At 39.8% G+C, this 25,233-nt stretch carries 16 protein-coding genes and 1 riboswitch; of the genes, 11 read left to right on the forward strand and 5 right to left on the reverse strand.

The window, feature by feature from the left end; all coding sequences use genetic code 11:
• Positions 1 to 11 precede the first annotated feature (11 nt).
• From KTR06_RS06265 to KTR06_RS06290, 6 genes are read left to right on the forward strand one after another with little or no spacing between them, the layout of a single operon-like run.
• Positions 12 to 884: a hypothetical protein gene (locus tag KTR06_RS06265; RefSeq protein ID WP_120069492.1), complete on the forward strand. Its 873-nt coding sequence runs from the start codon at positions 12 to 14 to the stop codon at positions 882 to 884.
• 24 nt (positions 885 to 908) lie between these two features.
• Positions 909 to 4,010 carry a TonB-dependent receptor gene (locus KTR06_RS06270; RefSeq protein WP_151921425.1) on the forward strand — a complete coding sequence of 1,034 codons (3,102 nt, stop codon included), beginning with the start codon at positions 909 to 911 and terminating at the stop codon, positions 4,008 to 4,010.
• Positions 4,011 to 4,023: 13 nt separating this feature from the next.
• Entirely contained in the window at positions 4,024 to 5,517 is a 1,494-nt protein-coding gene (locus KTR06_RS06275) for a RagB/SusD family nutrient uptake outer membrane protein (RefSeq protein WP_120069499.1), read from the forward strand.
• A 16-nt stretch (positions 5,518 to 5,533) separates the two neighbouring features.
• Positions 5,534 to 6,637, forward strand: a complete 1,104-nt coding sequence (locus tag KTR06_RS06280) for a DUF4185 domain-containing protein (RefSeq protein ID WP_120069522.1) — start codon at positions 5,534 to 5,536, stop codon at positions 6,635 to 6,637.
• Between the two features lie 5 nt (positions 6,638 to 6,642).
• Positions 6,643 to 7,824 (forward strand): sugar MFS transporter, encoded by a 1,182-nt coding sequence (locus tag KTR06_RS06285; RefSeq protein ID WP_120069502.1) that lies wholly within the window; start codon positions 6,643 to 6,645, stop codon positions 7,822 to 7,824.
• A 17-nt stretch (positions 7,825 to 7,841) separates the two neighbouring features.
• Positions 7,842 to 10,580, forward strand: a complete 2,739-nt coding sequence (locus KTR06_RS06290; RefSeq protein ID WP_120069525.1) for a GH92 family glycosyl hydrolase — start codon at positions 7,842 to 7,844, stop codon at positions 10,578 to 10,580.
• Positions 10,581 to 10,762: 182 nt separating this feature from the next.
• On the opposite strand, the gene KTR06_RS06295 is transcribed toward KTR06_RS06290, so the two are convergent.
• From KTR06_RS06295 to KTR06_RS06315, 5 genes are all read right to left on the reverse strand, one after another.
• Positions 10,763 to 11,341, reverse strand: coding sequence for a Crp/Fnr family transcriptional regulator (locus KTR06_RS06295; RefSeq protein WP_120069505.1), 579 nt, complete (start codon positions 11,339 to 11,341; stop codon positions 10,763 to 10,765).
• Between the two features lie 19 nt (positions 11,342 to 11,360).
• Complete coding sequence (locus KTR06_RS06300) at positions 11,361 to 12,710, reverse strand: MATE family efflux transporter (RefSeq protein ID WP_217290076.1); 1,350 nt, start codon at positions 12,708 to 12,710, stop codon at positions 11,361 to 11,363.
• Positions 12,711 to 12,914: 204 nt separating this feature from the next.
• Entirely contained in the window at positions 12,915 to 13,670 is a 756-nt protein-coding gene (locus KTR06_RS06305; RefSeq protein WP_004313546.1) for an ABC transporter ATP-binding protein, read from the reverse strand.
• Positions 13,667 to 14,683: an iron ABC transporter permease gene (locus tag KTR06_RS06310; protein ID WP_120069511.1), complete on the reverse strand. Its 1,017-nt coding sequence runs from the start codon at positions 14,681 to 14,683 to the stop codon at positions 13,667 to 13,669. The genes KTR06_RS06305 and KTR06_RS06310 overlap by 4 nt, the downstream gene beginning before the upstream one ends.
• Positions 14,680 to 15,813 (reverse strand): ABC transporter substrate-binding protein, encoded by a 1,134-nt coding sequence (locus KTR06_RS06315; RefSeq protein ID WP_178287198.1) that lies wholly within the window; start codon positions 15,811 to 15,813, stop codon positions 14,680 to 14,682. The genes KTR06_RS06310 and KTR06_RS06315 overlap by 4 nt, the downstream gene beginning before the upstream one ends.
• A gap of 125 nt (positions 15,814 to 15,938) precedes the next feature.
• A riboswitch (cobalamin riboswitch) is annotated at positions 15,939 to 16,150 on the forward strand.
• Positions 16,151 to 16,360: 210 nt separating this feature from the next.
• On the opposite strand from KTR06_RS06315, the gene KTR06_RS06320 reads away from it, so the two are divergent.
• The 5 genes from KTR06_RS06320 (at position 16,361) to KTR06_RS06340 (ending at position 25,202) form a co-directional block, all read left to right on the forward strand.
• Positions 16,361 to 18,367: a TonB-dependent receptor gene (locus KTR06_RS06320; protein WP_120068987.1), complete on the forward strand. Its 2,007-nt coding sequence runs from the start codon at positions 16,361 to 16,363 to the stop codon at positions 18,365 to 18,367.
• Complete coding sequence (locus KTR06_RS06325; RefSeq protein ID WP_120068983.1) at positions 18,364 to 19,524, forward strand: DUF5074 domain-containing protein; 1,161 nt, start codon at positions 18,364 to 18,366, stop codon at positions 19,522 to 19,524. Before KTR06_RS06320 ends, KTR06_RS06325 begins: the two co-directional genes overlap by 4 nt.
• A 20-nt stretch (positions 19,525 to 19,544) precedes the next feature.
• Positions 19,545 to 20,861, forward strand: coding sequence for a PKD-like domain-containing protein (locus KTR06_RS06330; protein WP_120068980.1), 1,317 nt, complete (start codon positions 19,545 to 19,547; stop codon positions 20,859 to 20,861).
• 30 nt (positions 20,862 to 20,891) lie between these two features.
• Positions 20,892 to 22,193 carry a DUF5074 domain-containing protein gene (locus KTR06_RS06335; protein ID WP_004313554.1) on the forward strand — a complete coding sequence of 434 codons (1,302 nt, stop codon included), beginning with the start codon at positions 20,892 to 20,894 and terminating at the stop codon, positions 22,191 to 22,193.
• Between the two features lie 252 nt (positions 22,194 to 22,445).
• Positions 22,446 to 25,202 carry an outer membrane beta-barrel protein gene (locus KTR06_RS06340; protein WP_217290077.1) on the forward strand — a complete coding sequence of 919 codons (2,757 nt, stop codon included), beginning with the start codon at positions 22,446 to 22,448 and terminating at the stop codon, positions 25,200 to 25,202.
• Positions 25,203 to 25,233 lie beyond the last annotated feature (31 nt).

Consider the following 25,233-nt stretch of genomic DNA (forward strand, 5'->3'; position numbering starts at 1 on the left):
CTAAATATCATATGAAAACACTTAAAAAAATCATTTTCATTTCTATTGTGTTAGGAATGATATCATCATTAATTATTTCGTGTAAAAATGATGATAAGGGACAGACAGGGTTACTGACCTTAAGTACTTTGGAGGGGAAAATTAAGATTGGGGATTATGTTTCTGTAGAACTGTCACTGCCTCATCCTGATTTGATTTCGAAAATTGTGGTTAAAAAAAGTATCGAAGGAAAAGAAGTCAGTTCCTATTTAAAGGAATTGAATGTGAGGGAATTGAGCTTTCCATATACATTTACTGAGGAGATTATTGCCGGTGATGAAAATGGAATATTAGTGTACTCTTTTTATGGAATGGATGAGAATAACAGTGTGGTGGATGCCGCAGATCTGGTTTTAACAGTGGAGCTGGCGCAGATTCCGTTATTGCTAAAATATGACTGGGTATTGGCATCACAAACTATTAAAGGAGAAGATACAGCTACTCCTGACTTGAAAGATGATATACACCGGTTTAATTCAGACTTGACTTGGCAGGTTGATTGGGGATTCATATTCTCAAGTGCCGCTTTGGAAACGTTAAATTCCTATTGTGCATGGAAGGTTACTATGGACGGAGCTACTGTCAAGACTTTATCTACCATTCACTATAATGTGTTTTCACCGTCCCAAGCTTTGATGACTCATTATAATGTATTGCAGTTGTCAGATCGTAAAATGATATTGGAAAGTTATCAAGACCTTTCAGGACTGGGGGGTGACTATTCTTCAAATGAAAGAGTGCTGGAAGTCTATACGCCAGTATCCAAAACCGAAGATTTTACTCCTTATCGGGGACAGAATCCAGATAATTATATTGTAGCGTCTTGTAATCCGGGATCTTATTAATAAACAATCTAATCATAAGAACACATGAATAATTTATTAAGGAGCATAACTTTATTGTTGTTGATGTTTATTCTGGGAAGTGTTAGTGCACAGAATACAAGTTTGAACATCAAAGGTATTGTTCGTGATGCAATGGGTGACCCCATTGTCGGAGCTACTATTTTGCAGCAAGGTTCAACGCATGGAACCATTTCTAATAAGGATGGAGAGTTTTCATTATCTGTTCCGGACAAATCAATGCTTGAGATTTCTTTCATAGGGTATCAAACAAAGATAGTTAAAGTTACCGCGCAAAAGAGAGAATTTAACATCGTGCTGGAAGATGATACACAAGTATTGGCTGATGTGGTAGTGGTAGGATATGGTGTGCAGAAAAAAAGTGATCTGACTTCGTCAATTTCCACTATCAAGTCAGAACAATTATCTTCTACTTCGATAACCTCTTTAGACCAGGGTATTCAGGGAAGAGCAGCCGGTGTAGCTGTTTTGAACACTTCGGGGCAGCCTGGTGCCGGAACTTCTATTCGCATCAGAGGTACCAGTTCTATTAATGGAAATAATGAACCTTTGTATGTGATTGATGGTGTCCCTGTGATTAGTGACGCAAGCACATTCAGTACCGGGACTTTAAAGAATCCTGCTCTTAATCCTTTGACTAATATCAATCCCAATGATATTGAATCCATTGAAATATTGAAAGATGCTTCTGCAACTTCCATATATGGTGCTCGTGGGGCGAATGGTGTTGTACTGGTCACTACCAAACAAGGTAAAAATGGAAAGCCTAAAGTCTCTATCGGAGCTAAATACACATTGCAGCAGGTAACTAAAAAAATGGATATGTTGAATGCAGTTCAATTGGCCGAACTGGGAAATGAAGCAACGGACAATGCAGGTGAAGAAAGAAATCCCGTTTTTGCAGGGTTGAATAATCTGTCTAAACTGAATACGAATTGGCAAGATGAGATATTCCGCACAGCACCTATGCAGAACTATGATATTTCAATATCAGGTGGTAATGATAAAACGACTTATTTTGTTTCCGGTAATTTACTGTTGCAGGATGGTATAATTATTGGTTCAGATTTCGGAAAAGGAAGTTTCCGCATTAATTTGGGGCAGCAAATAAATAAATGGCTAAAGACTGGCGTTTCTGTGAACCTGAGTTATAGCCGTTCAAATGGTGTAGTAACGAACTCGGAAGGAGGATTTGCTTCTTCGATCACTTCTTGGGCATTGGAAATGAATCCGGCTCTTCCCGTGAGAAATGAATCCGGTGATTACATTTATGAAAACAATCTCACTACAACTAACAATGTGGGTAATCCTGTACAAGATGCCTATGAAGCGAAAAATAGAAATACTTCATTTCGGACATTGGCTAATGCTTATTTAGAATGGGTTCCAGTTAAAAATCTAACTTTTAAAACGAGTATCGGTGTCGACTATTTCTATATAAAGGATCAGGCTTTCGCTCCTGGGGAGATAAAACGTGCAGAATCGAATGGTGGTTATGCCAGCGTAGGAAATCGTGACGGTTACAACTGGGTGTGGGAGAATACCGTCAACTATACAAACACTTTTGAGAAGCATACGATTAGCGCTTTGGCTGGTATGACGGCGCAAGCTTTTGTTTCGGAAAATTCGGCGGTTGCAACAGCTGATTTTACAGACGGATTTTTAGGATTCAACTCCATACAGTCAGGAGCATTGCGTCAAGCCGCAAGTTCGGGCATCTCCGAATGGCAGATGTTATCTTATTTGGCTCGCGTGAATTATAATTATGGCGGTCGTTATTTAATGAGCCTGACGGGGCGTATTGATGGATCTTCAAAATTTGGAAAGGGGAATAAATATGGCTTTTTCCCTTCAGTTTCGGGTGCTTGGAGAATTTCAGAAGAGAATTTCATGAAGCAGTTGCAAGCCATTTCGAATATGAAGTTGAGAGTAAGTTACGGTATTGTGGGTAATGAAGGAATTCCTCCTTATAGTTCGCAAGGGTTAATGTACAACACAGAAGCTTATTTTGGCAATAGTGAAGTGGCAACCGGGGTGGTGCCTTATACACTGAGTAATCAGGACCTGAAGTGGGAAACGACTTCTCAGGTAAATCTTGGTTTTGATTTGGGCTTATTCAATAATCGTCTTACCTTAACTGCGGACTATTATCGCAAAAATACGCGCGATTTGCTGCTTGCTATGCCTGTGTCATTTAATACCGGTTATGATACAGCCGTAAAGAATGTTGGCAGTCTGCGTAATGAGGGTTTTGAATTTGCTTTGGGAGTAGTGCCTTTTGCCGGTAAATTCGGCTGGGATATGAATTTTACTCTCGGTTACAATAAGAATGAAATTACAGATTTAGCTGGAAGCCAGGAGAATCTTTCGGGGGCATCTATTTTGGGAGTAACCTATTGGACTAAAATAAATGAGGGTAAACCTATCGGTACAATTTATGGATATAAAACTGATGGTATAGCACAACTGAGCGAAGACTTGTCTAAAATTCCATATTTCTCTGGAAAAACCTTGAAGCATGGCGATCGTAAATATGTCAATAAGAATGGTGATAATGTGATTAATGAGGACGATTTATTTGAATTGGGAAATGCCAATCCGGATTTTACTTTCGGATTCAATAATACCTTTACTTATAACCTGCGCGATCATTCATCCATTGGGCTGACAGTCTATTTGCAAGGTGCGGTAGGTAATGAGATTGTGAACTTCAATAAGTTTTCATTGGAAAGCTTTGACGGACATAAAAACAACTCTGTGGCAGCATTGGAAAGATGGACTCCAGAGAATCCTACTAATAAATATCCTCGTGCCACGACCAAATCATCAGGTACTATTTTATCCGATCATTATGTGGAAGACGGTTCATATCTCAGAGTGAAAGATATCACGTTAAGTTATACTTTCCCCAAAAGCATCCTTCAGAAATTTTATTGTGAGGGACTTACAATCTTTGCCGGATTAAAGAATATTTATACGTTCACCAATTATTCCGGATATGATCCCGAGGTAAGTCGTTTTTCTAACGATAATCTTTCAATGGGAGCTGATTATGGTTCTTATCCGATGTCTAAATCGTATGAGTTTGGTTTAAGAATGAATTTTTAAAAAAGAATAGATTATGAAAAAATACATATTAAGCGTTTTATTGGGTGGAGCATTTATGTTCACTGCTTGTTCGGATTTCCTGGACGAAGAGCCTAAAGGGGATATTACAAGTGAAGGATATTATAAAACTGCTCAACATGCTATATCCGCTACCAATGCTATTTATGATTATTTGATTATCGGATATGCTCCCAATGGATTATGGGATAAAAACTATGGTGGCACTTTCTACAATGATTATTGGGTTCTTCAGGATATGTTTGCTGATAATTCGGAAACAAATCAAACCAGCATTGACTATCAGTCGGTAGAAAATATGCAGATAGACCAATATAATCAGCCTGTAGAATTGTTGTGGAGAGATTTTTATCAAACGATAAAATGTTGTAATGTTGTGATTGATAAAGTTCCATCCATTGATATGGATGTGACTTTAAGAAATCAGTTGGTGGCCGAAGCAAAATTCTTTAGAGCAATGATGTATTTTGATTTGATCCGTATGTTTGGCGATGTTCCTTTACGCGAACATAATGTTGAGAGTGCTGCGGAAGATGTAACTAGCCGAACCTCCAAAGAGACAATTTATGAACTGATCTTTTCGGATCTTAAGACTGCTGAAACCGATTTGAAGTACGCTGAACGTTTTGGCGGGGGAAGACCTTACCCTGCATCTGCATCAGCTTTGTTAGCCAGGGTTTATGTTACTTATGCAGCAGAACATCAGAGTAAGGAGCATTACCAACTTGCTGTAGACAAGGCTAAATCTGTCATCAAGAGTTTCCCTATGCTTAAAAACTACGGTGATTTATTTAAGGTGACCAATCGTTTTAATACGGAAATAATCTGGGGAGTAAACTTTAGTGCGGCGTTGAGTGAAGGTTGGAAAGGTGGACAGTTTTTGGTACGTTTATTGCCTGCCCTTGACGGAGTCAGCAATGCTCAGGGATGGGAAAATGCAACCGAAGATTTGTGGAACAGCTTTGATCAGCAGAATGACCAACGCTTGGATGTTACTTTGAAAAGAAGTTTTACTTATAGTGATGGTAGCGTCGAGGATTTTGATAAGCCTTATGTTTTTAAGTATTGGGATAGCCAGGCTGAACCTAAAGGGAATAATACCGAGGCCATATTTCCGGCAATTCGTACTGCTGAGATGTATTTGATTATAGCCGAAGCTTTGAATGAAATAAATCAAGGAGCTAATGAGGAGGCGGTGATTGCAATTAATGCTGTAAGGAACCGTGCCGGGCTGACCACAGCTGTACCTACCGACTATAAGGGATTTAAAAATGCTGTATTGAACGAGTACCGCCATGAATTTGTGATGGAAGGACATCGTTGGTTTGATTTGACCAGAATGTGTACGCCGCAAGAATTTGTGTCTATCATAAAGGCTGCCAAACCGGAATCTACTCCTAAAGAATACCATGTGAAATTTCCTATTCCTCAAAGAGAAATAGACTTGTCACAAAACACGATTACTCAGAATGAAGGCTATGGACAATAACCAAAATGATAGGATTATGAATAAGTTTATCTATTTGTTGGCCTGTACATTATTTGTATCTTGCCAAAACAATAATAAGTCATCTGTGACAAAGATGGAGGTCGAACTCGATTCGATGTGGTGTACACGGCTAATGCCCGGGCTTGGCGGTGGAGTGACAGGAGGTGACGGTGCTATATCTATAGATTTGAAGGATGGAAGAAGTCTTTTTATGTGGGGAGACTCATTTTTTGGAGATGTTGTTGATGATAAAAGGAGCAAAGACTCTAAATTTGTGATGGGTAACACTTTTACGATTATTAATGAGAAAGGAGAACTGGAGACTTTGTATAGTGGTGATTTGAAGAATCCTTCCGCATATATACCGGCAGAGCAGGACGGAGATTCGCCCCGTTGGTATTGGCCTGGAGATGGATTTGTGAAAGATGGTATTCTTCATTTGTTTATGTCCAAGTTCAGGAAAGTGGGTGAGGGATCTTTTGGTTTTGAATATATGTGTTGTGACTATTTCCGTCTGGATGTGAAAACCATGAAGATCATTGATAAGGTGAATATTCCTGCTGCCAATCAGAATGGTGTACACTATGGACATGCAGTGATGCCTTATCAAAATGCAATCTACGTCTATGGAACAAAGTCGGATTCAACAGGAGCAAAGGCAGTTGTTCATGTGGCGAAAGCTGAATTGGTTGATAATAAGTTGACGAACTTTGTGTATTGGGATGGCGCTGGCTGGCAGTCGGACGCTACTAAAACGGCGAAACTTGAAGGACTTCAGAAAAATATCTCTGAACAATTTAATGTATTTAGTCTAAAAGAAAAGATAGTGTTGGTTTCCCAAAATCGTTCGGGAAATGCCAAAGAGATTTATTCTTATATTGCCGACAGTCCTGAAGGTGCATTTAGTCATGAGAAATTGCTCTATACGGTGGATGAACCTAATTTTGAAAAAGACAATATGATGACATATAATACGATGGTACATCCTCAATACATGAAAAATGATAAAATATTGATGTGTTATAATGTTAATACTTATGATTTGAAGAAGGTATTTGAGAAGGCATCGTTGTATCAGCCTCGTTTCTTTTGGGTACCCGTAGATCATATATTAAAGTGATAGTTATGGTAAAGAATAACTCTTATTTGAAAGCCATTCCCGTGCTAGCCGCTTTTTTTGTTATGGGATTCTGTGATATAGTCGGTATTTCATCCGACTATATGCAGAAGAACTTTAATTGGTCTCCAACCATGACGGGGTTTGTTCCTTCAATGGTATTCATCTGGTTTTTATTTTTAGGGATTCCTGTTGGTAACAGAATGAGTAAATACGGGCGGAAAAATACAGTACTCGCCAGTATGGCGGTGACAGTGGTTGGGATGTTTTTGCCATTGTTGGTCTACAGTAGTGTAACCTGTATTATTGCGTACGTTTTGTTAGGCGTAGGAAATGCTATATTACAGATCTCTTTAAATCCGTTATTGAATAATGTTATTTCTAGCCCTCGGTTATTGACCAGTAGTCTGACGGCCGGACAGGTTATCAAGGCTGTTTCTTCTTTGGTCGGTCCTGAAATTGTATTGTTTGCCACCCTGCATTTTGGTGATGATAAATGGTATTATTGCTTCCCCATTTTAGGCACTATTACATTATTTTTTGCTTTATGGCTGACGTTTACTCCCATTTGGAGAGAGCAGGTGGAAGAGAGTAAAGTATCTTTCTCTGATTCTTTCAACCTACTGAAGAATAGAACTATACTCATTCTTTTTTGGGGAATATTCTTTATTGTAGGTGTGGATGTCGCTACAAACTATGTCAGTTCAAAACTGATGAGTATCCGGTATGACTGGACTGCAGAACAAGTGAAGTTTGCTCCACAAGTATATTTCTTTAGTAGGACGGTTGGCGCTCTTCTCGGTGCTTTCTTACTGACCCGCATTGCAGGTGTACGTTATTTCAAAGTCAATATTCTGGCGTGTATCCTGATGCTTGTATTATTGATCGGTATTCAGAATCCCGCTGTTAGTCTATTGTGTATTGGCGGAGTCGGCTTTTTTGCTTCGTCTGTATTTTCTATCATTTATTCGATGGCATTTCAAGAGTGTCCTACAAAAATGAATCAGATTTCTGGATTAATGCTGACGGCTGTAGCCGGAGGAGGAGTGGTAACCCCTGTTATTGGGTTTGCAATAGACAATGCCGGAATTACAGCTGGGGTTATTGTCATTTTGCTTTGTGTATTGTATCTCACCTACTGTGCTTTTGCGGTAAGAGAACGCAAGAGTGGGGAGCAGACAGCTTTATAATAAATTAAAATATAATGATGAATCAGAACTTAATAAAAGGATTAGCAGTAGCTGCTATATGGTGTAGCAGTACTCTTGTACTTCAGGCAGCACAAGATAATATAGCTCCACGGGCGCACGTCACGGTATCTAATGTGTTGAATGAAAATTATGCTGCCAACAACTTGGTTGACGGTAAAATAATGTATGGTGATAAGGGCGAATGGGCTTGCAAGGGGAGCGTTACATCGTGGGGAGTCATGTATACTCCGTGGGCACAGTTGGAATGGGATGAAGAAGTGTGTGTGGATCGAGTGGTATTATATGACCGTGTGTCTCTTGCTGAACATCTTGCCGGTGGAACTCTTCAGTTTAGTGATGGATCTCAGCTTAGTGTAACAGCTATTCCCAATGATGGAAGTCCGAAAAGTATCTCTTTTCCTAAGAAAAAGGTGAAATGGATTCGTTTTGAAGCAACAGACGGTAATGGAAAGAATTTGGGGTTGTCTGAAATCGAAGTTTTTGCCGCACATGGTGATCAAACTGACTATGTGGAGTGGGTTGACCCTTATATTGAAACTACCCGGGGACGATGGTTCTTCTGTACTCCGGGAGGACGTCCCTTTGGTATGGTGGCTGCTCATGCTTTTACCCGCAATAAAAATCAGGGAGGTGGCGGATACAATTATAATTTTCCGGATATCTTGGGATTCTCTCAAATAAATGAGTGGATGATTTCCGGTCCGAACATAATGCCGGTTGTAGGGGAAATAAATCCTACTGAAGGTATGGCAGGATGGAAATCGCCTTTTAAACATGAAAGTGAAATAATTCAGCCAGGCTATCATCGTCTGTATTTGGACCGATATAAGACTTGGGTGGAATATACGGCAACAGAGCGGGCTACATTCTATCGTTTGAATTATACCGAAAATGTAAATGCCAAATTATTGGTGGATGTAGGTAGTGTTTTGGGTAATTGCTCTATGGATAAAGCTACCTTACTGCGTGTCAGCGATACACGTGTTGTTGGAGAATTTTTCACAACAGAACGCTTCTGGGGCGGTCCGGACAGCATAAAAATAAGTTTTGTACTAGATTGTAACCGCCCTATAAAAAGTATTGACGGATGGAATGAGAAGGGCGTCTTGCCCGATGTTGAGGCCATTGCGGGGAATGCTGCAGGTATGGTCTTGAACTTTGGACAGCTAAATGCTGAAGAGTTGCTTTTTAAGATGGCACTCTCCTATACCAGTGTAGACAATGCAATAGCCAATATGGATGCGGAACTGAACCATTGGGATTTTGACAAGGTTTGTAAAGAAACCCGTTCAATCTGGAATGAGGCTTTAGGACGTATAGCTGTTGAAGGTGGTACGGATGCTCAACGTATCAAGTTCTATACTGACCTTTGGCATGTATTGTTAGGACGGCATAAAATAAATGATGTGAATGGCTATTATCCGGATTATGCCGGAAATAAATACGTCAATAAACGTACGTCTGAACCTATGAAGGTACGTCGTCTTCCGCTTACAGCCGATGGAAAACCGAAGTTTAATATGTATGGCTTTGACGGGCTTTGGTTGACACATTGGAATTTGAACGTTTTATGGGGGCTGGCATGGCCCGAAGTCATGGATGATTTATCTGCTTGTCTGGTTCAGTATGCTGATAATGGAAAACTGTTGCCTCGTGGGGCATGTTCGGGTGGATATTCATTTATTATGATCGGTTGTCCGGCTACTAGTTTACTGGTAAGCACATATATGAAAGGAATTATGAAAAAAGCCGATCCTTTGCATACACTTGATGTCATAAAACGTAATCATATGCCTGGCGGAATGATGAGCTATGAGAGTGCTGATGATTTAAAGTTTTATATCAGTCATGGTTATTGTCCGGACAATGCAAGCAAAACTCTGGAATGGGCATTTCAAGATTGGGGAGCAAGCCGGATGGCTGCAAGGTTGGGAAAACGCTCGGAAGCGCGTATGTTTGAAAAACGTTCACGAGCATGGACTCCTTTATTCAATGCGGAACAGGGGTTGGTATTTCCGAAAAAGAGAAATGGTGAATGGTTGCATCAGGATGGATTGAGTGGAAGCGGTTGGGTGGAAGCTAATTCCTGGCAGGCCACCTGGTCTTTGTCTCATGAACTACCTAAGTTGGTAAAGATGATGGGAGGTGCTGATAAGTTTTGTGAGAAGTTAAATTTTGCATTTGAGCAGGCAAAGGATTTAGATTTTGTTTATGCTTACAGTGGAGGATACGTAAGTTATGCTAATCAGCCCGGATGTTCTAATGCACACGTCTTTACCTATGGTGGAAAACCCTGGTTGACACAATATTGGGTGCGTCAGGTAAAAGAACGTGCGTATGGGGGAATTACTCCAGATAAAGGGTACGGTGGTCATGATGAAGATGAAGGTCAAATGGGAGGTGTCAGTGCTTTGATGGCACTTGGACTATTTAGTGTAACAGGGACGGAATCTGATACTCCATACTATGATATTACTTCACCTATTTTTGATAAGATTACAATCAAATTGAATAAAAATTATTATGAAGGAAGTACATTTACTATAACTACCCACAATAATTCTGCTGAAAATTGTTATATCCAACGTGCGCAATTGAACAATGTGGAATGGAATTATGCACAATTTGATCATGCAGACTTTGCCAAAGGAGGAAAGCTTGAGTTATGGCTAGGTAATCAGCCCAATAAATCGTGGGGAAAGCTTAAATATTTGGCTCCGGACTCAGATTTATAATTGAAATAGAAAGTTGCTATTTCTCTATTAAATAACTGGAACAATGTCGATTCTGGCATTAATACTGGGTGTGGTTTTGTCATAACTAATAATGTTGACAGAACCACTTTTTTAAGAGGCTGGAGATGCGTTGGAAGGATAAAATTTGATTTGTTTGGATATGGAAAAGGAAACGGCGTCTATTAAAGAGAAGAAGACGCTATCTTTGCCCGAATCCTGCTCAATGATTGCGGAGTGATCCATAGATAGGAGGCTATATGCTTTAAAGGTACATATTGCAATAGTTCCGGTGTCTCTTTGATAAGAGTAAGATAACGCTCTCTTGCCCGCGGACTTCCGGAGCTGATAAGCCAGTTTTCTTGTAAAAGTAGTTGACGGTCCATCAGGTGAAGTCCCAGATTGGCGAGTCCGATAGAGGAGGAGAATAGTTGATTCAGAGCAGTCCGGGAAATACAGTAAGCTACACTATCACACATTGCTTCGATATTGATGAGCGAATATGCATTATCTACATATCCCCAGACGGAGAAGGCAGCTTCTCCGTCTGAAGCAAACCAAATGGTGGTATCTACTCCGTCTTTATGATAATATGCCCGCCAGATCCCTGTTCTTATGAAATAAAGATTGTTATTCCTGGTTCCTTCGCGTACAATTAATTCTTTCTTTTTGAAATACACTTCTTCCATACAGCCCAGTAAAGTCTGTATATCAGTTTTCGATACCTTATATTTATTGCAAAGTTTTTCAATGAATGTATCCATGCTGCAAAGATACTCATCGTCAGCGGACCATGAAGCGATCTTTGAAATAAATTCCGATAATATAAAGCATTGTTAATAACTCGGCTAATGGTACGGCCAGCCAAATACCTGCTACACCCAAAAGCGGAGGAAGGGTAAAGAAACCTATCAACATAAATACAATTCCCCAGAGAAGAGTGATGATCGTAGCTCGTTGTCCCCGTTCAACGCTTTGATAGTAACCTATTCCTATCATGTTAACCGCAAAGAAAATAAATCCGATTCCAAAAAATGGAATTCCTTTTACCGCTATGTCAAATGCGGGATAGCTGCGGTCGATAAATAATGAAACGATATTCTGACTGCATAGCACAGTGATGATGAAAAAACAGATTCCACAGATTAAAGCTGTCCGGAAGGCAAGATGCAACGCTTTTCTGACACGATCGGGTTGTCCGGCTCCGAAGTTGTAGCTGATAATCGGTTGTGCGGATTGTGCAATAGCATTGTAGACCATAAAGATGATGGGGAAGAAATAACAGGCAATGCTGAATGCTGCTACTCCGTCTTCTCCGAGATGGCGGATGAAAACATAGTTTCCTAAAAACATCATACAGGCGATAGACGCCTCACTGATGAAACCGGAGGTTCCCAGTTTTATCATGTAACCGACATTGCGGAAGGTGAGCATCAGACTTTTTATACTCAATTTAATGCGGTATAAACGGATGCTATGAGAGAATCGTAGAAGGTAGATTAGAGTCATTAATCCCCCTGCAATGGTTCCTAGACTGGTTGCGAAGGCGGCTCCCATCATTCCCCAGCCAAACTCGAAAATGAAAATATAGTCTAAGATAATGTTGAGTATGGCAGCAACGGCATTACACATCATGGCATAGTTGGGCGAACCGTCCAGCCGGATAAAGAACATACCTGTGCTTAATAGTTCGTAGAATACCAGGAATGGTAGATACCATAACATATATTCTATCACAAGCGGCAACAGCTTTTCCGAACTGCCGAGCAATTGTGCCAATGGTTCTACAAATAGGCAGCACAACACAGACATCACTAATATAATGAGTGAAGAGAAAATAAGAGCTTGTGTTATATTGATGCTTGCCGCCTTATTTTTCCCTTGCGATAAATGAATGGAGGCAACTACCGATCCTCCGATTCCGAACATCAGTCCGATTCCGGTGGCAATCATAAAGAATGGTGCCGCGATATTGACGGCTGCCAATGCATCGCTGCCAATTCCTTTCCCTACGAATATCCCGTCTGTGATGACGAATATAGCCGAGAAAACCATTCCGAGTACTGTAGGAACCAATAATTTGCGGAATAACATGGAAACGTCCATACTGCCGAAATCAATACTATCTTTCATAACTTTCTATCTTTTGTTTGTTAAATCGGGTGCAAAGGTAGGGGTCTGAAAGAAGATAAAAATTACCATTTGGTAATTTTATCCCATTTGTTGGATTTTTACAAAGTTATGATATTCGTCTCGACGAGGGGGCGATGAAAACCTATATCCATTGGTTTGCGAATCTGAAGGAGGGTATGTTACGGAATAAAGTCTCTTTGGACTTTATTTGATGATTATCTTCATTGCTTGTGCATCAAATGTCACAGATTCGTTTCGGAATAGTCTTTCTATATGTCCGCTCGTAATCATCTCATTTGTGGGGAGACTATACAATTGTGGGTTGTCAATCAGCATGATCGTGTCGCAGAGAGACAGGGCAATGTCCAGGTCGTGTGTGGAAAACAGGATACATTTTCCTTCCGTTTGCGCTAGCTTTTTCAGTAGCAGACAGAGTTCGTAGCGATTAGGTAAATCCAGAAAAGCAGTAGGCTCATCAAGAAGAATGATAGGTGTGTCTTGTGCAAGTGCGCGTGCTATCATGATTCGTTGGCATTCTCCGTCGGACATCTTATCCATTGTCTTTTCTGCATAATCGGACATTCCTACCAGGTGCATGGCAGTAACCACTCTTTTCTCATCTTCCGCCTGTAATTGTCCGATCCAGTTGGTATAAGGAGCACGTCCCAATGCGACTACATCTTTACAACGCAGGTTGGCGATGCGTACTTTGTCGGTAGTTACAAAACTAATCTTTCGGGCTAATTTCTCCGGTTTCAGTGAAGCAATGTTTTTCCCATGCAGGATGATTTCTCCGTTTTTAGGTGTTTCCAACCCCATGATGGCACGGAGAAGCGTGCTTTTTCCTGTACCATTCCGTCCGAGCAGTGCGACAAGTTGCCCGCCCGTGATATGGGTGGAAACTTTCTCCAGCAATATACGTTGTTCGTATCCTAATGTCAGATCTTTTAGTTGAATCATTTGAATATACGCAAGTTTTTACCTATTACCCATAAAATAACCGGAACACCCAATAGCGCAGTGATGCAATTCAACGGCAACAGAAACTTCTTGGCTATGATGTCACAAATCAGCATCCCGATCAACCCTGTCAGCATCGTACCCGGCATCAATATCCGGTGATCGGCGTTGTCAAACAGGATCCGTGTGATATGTGGGATAGCCAGCCCGATGAATCCTACCGGACCGCAAAAGGCTGTAACCGTTCCTGTCAGTAACGCTGTAGATATAAAAATAAGCGTTCTTGAGCGCTTGATATTCATTCCCATGGTGCGTGCATAATTTTCACCAAGCAACAACAGATTCAGTGATTTGATACAGGCGATGGATAGCAGCAACCCTATGCATATTACTGGTATCATAATTGTTAATTGCCCTGTCGTGATGTGGCTAAGTGAGCCCAAAGCCCAAAGTGTGAACATTTTCAGTTGTTCTGCAGAACTTAGGTATTGTAATATCTGGATGATAGCTCCCGCCACGTAACCTATCATGACTCCCATAATCAGTACACCTAATATATTTTTTACTTTTCGACTGATGATGGCTACTCCCAGCAGTATGACGGAAGTCCCTATCCACCCCGAACCTACAATACCGACTGATTGCAGAAAGGGAAAATCTGTCCAACCGAGAAGCGGGGCACCTAGTATAAACAATGCCACTCCAAGACCCGCCCCGGAGCTCACTCCCAGCAGGTAAGGATCTGCCAGCGGATTCTGGAAAACTGTCTGCATTTGCAGACCGCTAACCGAAAGCGCTATACCTATCAATGCAGCCACTATGACGCGGATAAAGCGGATGGAGAGAATTATATTGCGGGTGGTTTCGTCACATTCACCCCCGGTGAGTATTGCTCCTATCTTTGATATAGGGATGAAAGTATCTCCTGTTGCCATATCTACTAATAGTAACAGAATGGCAACTATTCCTAATGCGGTGAATAATAGAGCGGTACGTCTGCGGGATTGTTTCATTCCAGGTGTCTGTAATAATAAGGTGAATCGGAAACGAGTTCCGGATGGAAAATATGAATTAGATCACGCAACACCACATCAGGACGAACAACTGCTGATTCCCAATAATCATTGCCTCCTGTCGATGTCAGTCGCAGGTTATTGTTGTAGACTGTCTTTTCCCGGACGGCTTTAGCATCTGCAAATTTAGGATTGACAGCTTTTAATTCATCTAATGTGGTGACCGAACCTACATTGATCCAATAATCTGCCTTTTGTATCAGTTCGTAGGCTGTTTCCAAACCGATAGGAGTTGAACTGTTGGAATTGTTCTCTTTGTAAATGTAGTCTGCACCCGCGTCTGCGATTAACTGTGCCATGTAACTTTGGGTGGAAGGCATTACCCAACTGTCGTTCCATGGAGTGTTGAACATGACGGTAGGGTGTTGGCTGATGGAGTCGGTGAGAGCTTTTAAAGCATGGTAGCGTTTCGGGATTTCCCGGAACACTTCAATCCCTTTCTCCCGGTTGTCAATCAATTCGGAAAGAACAACCATCCACTCGGCTTTTCCCAGTGGAGATTCTTCCAGATATTCTCCCATATATATATAAGGTATGGCTAATTCTTTCAATTTATCTGTAACAGCTGTTTGAGCATCACCAATACCATATAATAGTACGACGTCCGGCTTTAATCCCAGCAACAACTCGTAATTCATTTCCGCTCCCATATCTTTGATTGAATCTTTGTGGGCGAGAATGTAAGGATTAGACACGTAATTGATGCCGGATACTCCGACAATACGTTTGAGTTCTCCCAATGCATCGAGCATGGCGATGTAGGAAGAAGACATACATACGATATTTCTGGCTCCGGCAGGAATGACAGGACTATTAAAACCTGCAGGAGCTTGCTCTCCGTTGCGCGAAATGAAATAGGACATTTTCACGTCCTGTGCTCCTTGCCATGGATTGGAAACTTGAATGAGGGTACTGGCCGCATTGTCTGCCCCCAGGATTTTAAATCCGGAAGCGTATTCGGGAGTATATATATCCTGATTGAATCTCTCCAGAGATGTTTTATTACGTGATATACAGCTTGCCAAAAAGAAGAGGCATAGTAGCGCGATGGTTAAGATTGGAGATTTCACTTTTATACAGATTTTAATTAGAAAAAAGATTAGTGGATGCTCTCGAGTGGCAAAGATAGGACTAATTATTAGTTTGTTTTTATTTTCATTAGAATTTTCTTCTGATTTGTTTCTATTTGATGTATCTTTGCCGCAGAAATTTTGGTGTCATTCGTCCGATGCTACGGAAGAATGGTGAAAAGGGAATCAGGTGTAAATCCTGAACAGACCCGCTGCTGTAAGCTCCGCCAGAAGTTTTCCTACAATACTCAAATCCACTGTCTCGCTTTGGAGAGATGGGAAGGGCGTTAGGAAAATGGAGTAAGTCAGAAGACCTGCCAAAATTGAATTCTTGAAACTTTCCGGGATTAGAGTTTGAAGAGTGCAGTTTTTAATTCAAAATACATCTTTAATTGCTGATGTGAAGTTTCAGAAAGGAGAAATATGCCTTTTTGAATGTTCCATTATACGGGGGAGAAGTACGTATATTGGTTTGAGTATGTAGAAAATTGCATCCTTGCTGTAACCCTATGAAAGTTTATTATTTAAATTAATAAACAGGAGGATTATGTTCAGGCAGATTCATTTTAGAGTATTTTGGATAGGATGCTTTTTGAGCATGTTTTTATTACTATCAGCACAAAGTAAACTGGATAGCTTACACCATCTTCATGAAGTAGTAATTACTGCTAAAATTAATAAGGAAGTGATTCCGGTGCAGTCTTTATCTGGTGATAAGTTAGAAAAATTAGCCGTACATTCGGTTGCAGATGCCATACGCTATTTTTCGGGAGTACAAATAAAGGATTACGGTGGAATAGGAGGATTGAAGACCGTAAATATCCGAAGTATGGGGACGAATCATGTCGGAGTGTTCTATGATGGCATTGAATTGGGGAATGCACAGAATGGAGTGATTGATTTGGGACGCTTTTCTTTGGATAATATGGAGGCCGTTACTTTATATAATGGGCAGAAAAGTGCTATTTTCCAGCCGGCGAAAGATTTCGGTTCTGCCGGTTCTATTTATCTTCAGTCGAGAACGCCTGTTTTTCAGGCGAATAAGGCTTATCATGTAAAAGCTGCTTTTAAAACAGGTTCCTTTGGCGTTGTCAATCCATCTCTACTTTGGGAACAGAAACTAAGTGAGAATGTAAGTGCGTCACTTAGTACTGAATATATGTATACCACCGGAAAGTATAAATTTACTTATGCAGTAGCTGGGGGATACGATACTACGGCAGTCCGCCGTAATGGCGATGTGAATGCTTTACGCACGGAAGGTGGTTTATATGGTAAAATAAAAGGCGGTTACTGGCGCACAAAAGCTTATTTTTATAATTCAGAACGTGGGTATCCCGGTGCTGTTGTGCGGAATCGTTTTTCACATGAAGATCGCCAATGGGATACCAATTTCTTTCTTCAGTCTTCTTTCAAGAAAGATTTTGGTGAAGCATATAGTCTGTTGTTGAATACCAAATATGCATATGATTATTTACACTATTTGGCAGATCCCAGAAAAGAGGAGGCTACTATGTATGTAAATAATACATATCGTCAACAGGAGGTTTACTTGTCAATGGCTAATAGAGTCACTGTTCTTCCTTTTTGGAATATAAATCTTTCAGTGGACTACCAGTGGAATAAGTTGAATGCCAATCTGACTGATTTCCCTTATCCACGGCGAAATACGACGTTGGTGGCAGCGGCTACCTCTTTGCATTTTGATCGTTTTAAGTTTCAGGCTAGTGTCTTGGGAACTTTCGTGCATGAGAACGTTGCTTCGGATACTACTTCAGCTGGGAATAAAATGGAATTTACTCCTACTGCCATCGCTTCCTATAAACCTTTCAAGAATATTGATTTTAATTTGCGTGCCTTTTATAAGCGGATATTTCGTATGCCGACTTTAAATGATTTGTATTATACATTCATAGGAAATATCAAATTAAAACCAGAATATACAAATCAGTATAATATTGGATTCACTTATCAGAAGTTATTTACCGGAACATGGTTGCAAGCCTTGAATGTTCAGTTGGATGCATATTATAATGAAGTGGAAAATAAAATAATAGCTACTCCTACCAATAATTTCTTTCGTTGGACAATGATTAATTTGGGGCTTGTTGAAATAAAAGGAGTGGATGTTGTTTTACAAGGAGGCTGGAAATTAGGTGATAATTGGACCTTTGACAGCCGCTTATCATATACTTATCAGAAAGCACAGGATTTTACTGATAAGTTGGATGAGGATACATATGGAGGACAAATATCGTATATACCTTGGCATAGTGGCTCGGCTATACTAAATGCTGAATATAAATCATGGGAACTAAACTATAGTTTTATATATATAGGTGAGCGCTATGGTATTTCGGCCAATACTCCGCATAATTATTATCTTCCCTGGTATACAAGTGACGTGTCTCTGGCAAAGAAATTCAATTGGAAAAAGAAGGATTTCAAGTTGGCTTTGGAAGTCAATAATATTTTAAATCAACAATATGAAGTGGTGAGGGCTTATCCGATGCCAGGAACTAACTTTAAATTCATTTTAAACTTAACTATATGATTGTGAATAATATTTTTTCACGCATCTTGTTTGGAATATTAGCAAGTTGCTGTTTGCTGGCTTGCCGGGGAGAGCTTCCGGTTTTACCGTCTGATGAGATAGAAGTCGGTAAGGATCCTTTAGGGGGTGTTCATATTAAAGGAATGTATCTTCTCAATGAAGGAAATATGGGTAGTAATAAGTGTACACTTGATTTTTATGACAGTACTACCGGTAAGTATCATCGTAATATTTATGCTGAACGGAATCCATCTGTAGTGAAGGAGCTGGGAGATGTTGGAAATGATTTGCAGATTTATGGAGACAAGTTGTATGCTGTAATCAATTGTTCCAATTTTATAGAGGTGATGGATGTGGAAACTGCACAACATTTGGGGCAAATAGATGTGGTTAATTGCCGTTATATCACTTTTAGTAATGGAAAGGCGTATGTCAGTTCGTACGCGGGGCCTGTTGGGATAGATCCCAATGCGCGTCCGGGAAAAGTGGTTGAAGTGGATACGACAAATTTAGCTATCACCCGTGAAGTGGTAGTCGGTTATCAACCGGAAGAGATGGTGATAAAGGATGGAAAACTTTATGTTGCCAATTCTGGCGGATATCGTTTCCCTGATTATGACCGGACTGTATCGGTTATTGATTTGAAGACTTTTCAGGTTATTAAAACAATTGATGTAGCTATTAATCTTCACCATATGAAGTTGGATCGTTATGGACGTATATATGTTAGCTCGCGAGGGGATTATTATGGAACCGGATCAAATGTCTTTGTTATAGATACTCAAACGGATCGTGTGACAGGAAGCTTGGGTATTGCCGCGAGTGAAATGTGTTTAAGTGGGGACTCTATTTACATGACTAGTGTAGAATGGAGTTACGTTACAGAAAGTAATACAATTACTTATGCTCTCTATGACGTGAAACAAAATAAAATGGTCTCTCGCAATTTTATAACCGATGGAACAGAGGCGGAAATAGCAATTCCGTATGGGGTGACTGTGAACCCGGAGACGAAAGAAATATTTGTAACAGATGCAAAAAGTTATGTCGTGCCTGGTTATCTCTATTGTTTTAGTCCTGAAGGAAAGAAAAGATGGAAAGTCAGGGCAGGCGATATACCGGCTCATTTTGCTTTTACAACGAAAACATTTCAATAACTAACTGATATTTAATAAAAATGGACAAAAAGATTTTAAGACTAACATTAGTCGTTGCAGTTTCTTTATTTTGGGGAACTGCATTTACAGGGTGTAGTGATGAAGAAAATACTCCGGCGGCTTATCAACTAAAGAAGGAGGATATTCGTGTATCACAACCGGAGGGTGGTTTTGCGGTTGTGATAGATCAACTACTAAAAGTGCAGGTTGAAAGTGAATCAGACGAAGGAATCTCTTATGTGTGGTTGTTGGATGGTACTGAAATTGCTCAGACGAAAGGCTTGGAGTATATGTTTGAAGAGGTGGGAGAATACGAATTGACATTACGTGTGTCACAGGGAGAGAGTCGTTTTGATTATCCCTTTACGGTTACAGTAACTTTTGAAAACATAGAACCAGCTCCTGAAGGAGCGACAGCTTATGTTACTAAAGTTTTTGATTTTGTTCCGGCTGTCGGACAATTTACTAATACATTGCCGGTATATAAAGAAGGTGATACACAGGAGGCTATGAATGAAAAAGTATTGGCAGCCATTGGCAATAATAAAAAAGGAATGATTTCGTTAGGGGGATTCGGAGGATATGTTGTAGTCGGTTTTGACCATACGATAACCAATGTTACCGGGAAACGTGATTTTCGGGTACTTGGCAATGCTTTTTATTCTGCGGCTAATCCAGACTCTGGCGCGCCAGAAGGAGGAAGTTGTGAACCGGGAGTTATCATGGTGGCTTATGATAAAAATCAGAATGGGAGACCGGATGATGATGAATGGTATGAAATTGCTGGTAGTGCTCATGAAGATGCTACATTAGAATTATGGTATGATAAGGCTGTCGCTGCCGGGAATGATGTGAAGACTTATCGAAATTATGAAATTACTTACTATCGGCCGGAAAAAGAACCGATAACTGCGGAAGAAAGAGAAATGTATATTCGCTGGGAAGATAACCAGGGAAAATCTGGATATAAAGTGAAGAATACATTTCATAATCAATGCTATTACCCGGAATGGATAAAGGAAGATAAAGTAACATTTAAGGGAACTTGTTTGCCTCAAAATGCTGTTGATGAGAGTGGACAAGGAAGTTATTTTGTTTTGTATAAATTCCGATATGGTTATGCTGATAATGAATTGAATAGTAAGGATGAATCTGCTATTGATATAGATTGGGCAGTAAATTCGAAAGGTCAAAAAGTACACCTGCCAGGAGTCGATTTCATAAAGATATATACTGGTGTCAATCAGGAAAACGGTTGGCTGGGTGAATGTTCTACTGAAATATCAGGGGTTGAGGATTTACATGTTTTAGGAGTTGATATTGATACTCGCAAATAAGCTAAGAAATAATTGAAAATAAAAGTAAGAATGAGAAAGTTTTTAGTATTGGCAACTGTTGCCTTGGGATTTGTTTTTACAGCGTGTGATGATGAAGATAATTTGAATTCGTCTGTATTAATCGGAAATAAGTCGGGAAGTAATGTGATAGTGCAATTAGATACCTTGTATCTGGATGCCCGGGCTGAAAATCTGTCCGGAACGATGGAGTATTTATGGACAGTAGATGGGAAAGAAGTCTCAACCGCTTCAACATATAAGTTTTCACAACCTAAGACTGGAGAGTATGTTATAGGGTTGACTGTGTCGGATGGCAATGGAGAAACTCTTCAAACGAATATAACTGCCAAGGTAGAAGGTCGGTTTGGAAAAGGAACTTTTATTTTGAATGAAGGAAATATGAGTAATGAAACCGGAACTTTGACCTTTGTGGATTCAAAAGGAACAGCGATGGATAGTGCATACTATCGGGTAAATCAAACTTTACTCGGTAATGTCTGCCAGGATTTGTTCATTAGTGATAGTAAAATTTATGTACTTTCTCAAAATGGAGCAAAGAATGGTGGCGAGGGATTACTGACTATTGCTAATGCGGATAATTTAGAGAAAGAAAGAATTTATGATAATGCTACTTTGTCTTGGCCTACTAATTTAGCGGTAATAAAAGAGGCTCTTTATATTCGTGATAATAAAGGTGTCTATATGCTAAATACTTCTACAGATGCTTTGACTTTTGTCGAGGGTACTGGCGGAGCCTTGAAAAATCGTATGGCTGTGGTTGGAGAAAAAGTTTTTGTGATGGGTAGTAAGAAGCTTTTTGTTATTCAGAATGGAACAGTTATACATACTATTCCTTTTGAAAGTGCCTTGTCTGGTATCGCGAAGGCATATGATGAAAACTTATGGGTATCATGTACAAATCCGGCAAGTATTAATAAAGTTAATCCTCTTGATTATACGGTTGAGTCTCATGCTTTAGATGTTAGTATTGGCGCCGGTTGGGGTGTTGCTCCTGCTTTTTCTGCGAAAGATGATATTGTTTATTTCAGTAATGCAGGCTTTAATCTGTATCGACATATTTTCTCTCAAAATAAGACGGAAAAAGTTGCTAATATCAAAGATTATGTAGAAGATGCCGGAACATATTACAATAGCTTAGGTGTTGATCCGGTAAGTGGAGAGGTTTATTTTGCGACTTTAAAGGGATTTTCAGAGTACAAAATAAATGATATTGCCATATTTGATTTTACTAAAACACCAGCTTTACAGGCTGACATTAAAAATAAGAATAGTTTTCCGGCAGGAGTTTTCTTTACGGAGAATTTTAAGTGATAGATTTAACTCTATAATCTATCATTTTTATTGATGAGGACTTTCTCATTCAATCAAAAAATGTCCTTTTAAAAAGAGTATGTTTTTTGATTGATGGGAAAGTCTTTTTTTTAGATTATACTGTGACCTTGTGTGATTGGAATGTAATAAGTTTTAATAAAATGAATAAAGTGATATACTTTCAGGAAAACTCCTTAAATTTACCTCCACAATTCTGACTCAATTAAAAAACAGACTTATACTGCTATTGACATGAAAACTTGTAGACTATGTGGACTACTTTTGCTGTTACTTTGCATACATACTATATTATATGCTCAACAAACAAGAACTGTCAAAGGCAGAGTGCAGACGTTGGAGCCTGGGAGTAATAAACGACAACCTTTACCTTCGGCTAGTGTTGTTGTTTTGCAAAAGAATGACTCTACTTTCATAAAAGGAATAACAAGCGATAAAAATGGTCGTTTTACTCTTAGTTACCAGCCGCAGAAGAAAAAACAGTATCTGTTGAAAGTCTCTTTTATGGGAATGCAATCCGTATATCATGTATTGGGGGATTCGGCATTAGTGAATGTTGGTACACTTACATTGAAGGATGATGATATTCAGATTGGGGAAGTGATAGTGACCGGGAAATTGCAAGAGGTAGTGATGGAAGGAGATACTACCGTTATTAATGCTGCAGCTTATAAAACTCCCGATGGAGCTTATTTGGAGGATTTGGTGAAGCGTGTTCCTGGATTGGTGTATAATAAGAAAGATCAATCGCTGACATATAATGGGCAACCTATCAGTGAAATCAATGTGAATGGTGAATCCTTTTTCTCCGGAGATAAAAAGACGGCACTCGAAAATCTGCCGGCAGATTTGATTAGTAAGTTGAAAGTGTACGATAAAAAATCAAAAGAAGAAGAATTTACCGGAATTAGTTCAGGAGAAAAGAAATATGTACTTGACTTGCAGACTAAGGATGAATTGAATAAAACCTGGCTGACGAATGCCACTGTGGGATATGGAAACAATCAAAAGAAGGATTTGGAAGGGCAGGTGAATTATTTTAGCAAAGACGGGGAAAATCTTTCTTTCATAGGACGTTCCACCAACCGATATCAGAATAGCACTTACAAGGATAATATTAATAATTCGGTGGGAATGAATATGACTCATAAATTCGGAAAGAAGTTTTCTTTGACCGGAAGCATGAACTATAATCTCAATCGGAACGGAAATATTTCTTCCATGTATCAGGAGCAATATTTAACTGCTGGTAACCAATATTCTGCGTCCACTAATGAAGGTAACTCTAAAAGCCGGTCGTTCAATTCTAATATCATGGGTAGTTGGGAAGTGGATAAACGTACACGCATACATTTTAACGGTGGTTTCAGCTTTTCTCCTAACCGGAATGAAAGTAATAGCCAGAATGCTTCTTTTGACGCTCCTCCTAACGTCAATCATGAAAGCTTGTTCGATGATTTTGAATCGATTTCCCAAGATATCAAAGTAAATCGTAGTGAAAACCGGTCGCGTTCGGAAGGACAATCGAACCGTTATAATTGGATGATGGGGATTATGAGGCGGCTGAATGAAAAAGGTACAACTTTAGGATTGAACATTCAAAGTTCGGATTCTTGGGGGGATAATGAAAGTTTTTCGCTTTCAAAAACTACTTATTTCCGTCTCAAAGATGAGCAAGGCAACGATTCATTGCTTTATCGTAACCAGTATTTGAAGTCACCCCAGAAAAATAATTCGTGGCGGGTAGGGATTAACTTCACCCAACCTATCGGTAAGAAAATGCATTTTCGTGCAGCGTATAACTGGAACACTCATTATGAACGCGATAACCGCGACACTTATGAATTGTCTTCTTTGGCGAAGTCGGATGTTTTTGGTGAGTTGCCTCCTGACTATGAAACGGGGTATGTAGATAGTTTGAGTAATCGAAGTCATAGTCGTACTAATGGACATGATCTGAATGTAGGCTTCAATTACTCTGATGATACATGGATGGTGAATGCATCATTAGGGATTACTCCGCAAAGGCGAACCATTGAACGAAAAATGGGGAAACTGTATGCGGATACCACTGTGCATACTATCGACTTTCAGCCTATGATATGGCTAGCCTGGAAAAAGAAAGAGGCACGAATAACTTTCAATTATGACGGTAGAACCCGGCAACCTTCTTTATCGGACTTAATGCCACTTACAGATAATAGTAATCCATTATATATTACTCGAGGGAATCCGGATTTGAAGCAAATGTTTGCTCATAGTATGCGTATAAGCTTTCAACATTCTAAAAAAGGCATATCTGCGAATCTTGGAGGACAGTTGGAACAGAATAGCGTTACACAGGTAATGATATATGATGCACAGACTGGCGGACGTGAGACATATCCTGTCAATATAAACGGTAACTGGAATATGTATGGAAGTGCTAACTGGTGGAAACGTTTAGGACATTTCTCTTTACGGTTGGATATGAACGGTAATCATAGTAATCGTGTCAGCATGATTAATGAAGATAGAAGTCTTGAGCCGGTGAAAAGTACAACGCGTGACACCGGCTTGAATTGTGAAGCGAATGTTTCTTATCAGCCTGCCTGGGGAGGTCTTGACTTCTCTACTTCCTGGAATTATCAGTATTCGCTCAACTCTGTGAATGATAACAATACATACACCCGTTATTATAATTTCCGTTTGGAAGGATATGTTGATTTTCCTTTGGGCATACAATTACGGACGGATGGGGCTTATACTTTCCGTAATGGTACAAATATCCGCAAAGGAGAAGATGATGAGATGTTATGGAATGCGAGTGCTACCTGGAGATTCTTGAAAAAGAAAGAAGCAGAACTGTCTGCTTATTGGGTAGACATTTTAGGAAAGAGGAAAAGTTATAACCGTATGGCAACTTCCGACGGCTTTTATGAGTATCGTACGCAGGAAATAAAAGGGTATTTCATCGTTACTTTCAAATATAACTTTCGTTTGATGATGTGATTTTTAGAAAAAAGTTGTATGTTTGCTACAG

Source organism: Bacteroides sp. MSK.20.12 (assembly GCF_019052435.1).
Taxonomy (GTDB): Bacteria; Bacteroidota; Bacteroidia; order Bacteroidales; family Bacteroidaceae; genus Bacteroides; species Bacteroides xylanisolvens.

What these genes read in the sequence shown, in the direction of transcription:
- KTR06_RS06265 (WP_120069492.1), top strand. Translation starts at nt 12, where the DNA reads ATGAAAACACTTAAAAAAATCATTTTCATTTCTATTGTGTTAGGAATG.
- KTR06_RS06270 (WP_151921425.1), top strand. Translation starts at nt 909, where the DNA reads ATGAATAATTTATTAAGGAGCATAACTTTATTGTTGTTGATGTTTATT.
- KTR06_RS06275 (WP_120069499.1), top strand. Translation starts at nt 4,024, where the DNA reads ATGAAAAAATACATATTAAGCGTTTTATTGGGTGGAGCATTTATGTTC.
- KTR06_RS06280 (WP_120069522.1), top strand. Translation starts at nt 5,534, where the DNA reads ATGAATAAGTTTATCTATTTGTTGGCCTGTACATTATTTGTATCTTGC.
- KTR06_RS06285 (WP_120069502.1), top strand. Translation starts at nt 6,643, where the DNA reads ATGGTAAAGAATAACTCTTATTTGAAAGCCATTCCCGTGCTAGCCGCT.
- KTR06_RS06290 (WP_120069525.1), top strand. Translation starts at nt 7,842, where the DNA reads ATGAATCAGAACTTAATAAAAGGATTAGCAGTAGCTGCTATATGGTGT.
- KTR06_RS06295 (WP_120069505.1), bottom strand. Translation starts at nt 11,341, where the DNA reads ATGGATACATTCATTGAAAAACTTTGCAATAAATATAAGGTATCGAAA.
- KTR06_RS06300 (WP_217290076.1), bottom strand. Translation starts at nt 12,710, where the DNA reads ATGAAAGATAGTATTGATTTCGGCAGTATGGACGTTTCCATGTTATTC.
- KTR06_RS06305 (WP_004313546.1), bottom strand. Translation starts at nt 13,670, where the DNA reads ATGATTCAACTAAAAGATCTGACATTAGGATACGAACAACGTATATTG.
- KTR06_RS06310 (WP_120069511.1), bottom strand. Translation starts at nt 14,683, where the DNA reads ATGAAACAATCCCGCAGACGTACCGCTCTATTATTCACCGCATTAGGA.
- KTR06_RS06320 (WP_120068987.1), top strand. Translation starts at nt 16,361, where the DNA reads ATGTTCAGGCAGATTCATTTTAGAGTATTTTGGATAGGATGCTTTTTG.
- KTR06_RS06325 (WP_120068983.1), top strand. Translation starts at nt 18,364, where the DNA reads ATGATTGTGAATAATATTTTTTCACGCATCTTGTTTGGAATATTAGCA.
- KTR06_RS06330 (WP_120068980.1), top strand. Translation starts at nt 19,545, where the DNA reads ATGGACAAAAAGATTTTAAGACTAACATTAGTCGTTGCAGTTTCTTTA.
- KTR06_RS06335 (WP_004313554.1), top strand. Translation starts at nt 20,892, where the DNA reads ATGAGAAAGTTTTTAGTATTGGCAACTGTTGCCTTGGGATTTGTTTTT.
- KTR06_RS06340 (WP_217290077.1), top strand. Translation starts at nt 22,446, where the DNA reads ATGAAAACTTGTAGACTATGTGGACTACTTTTGCTGTTACTTTGCATA.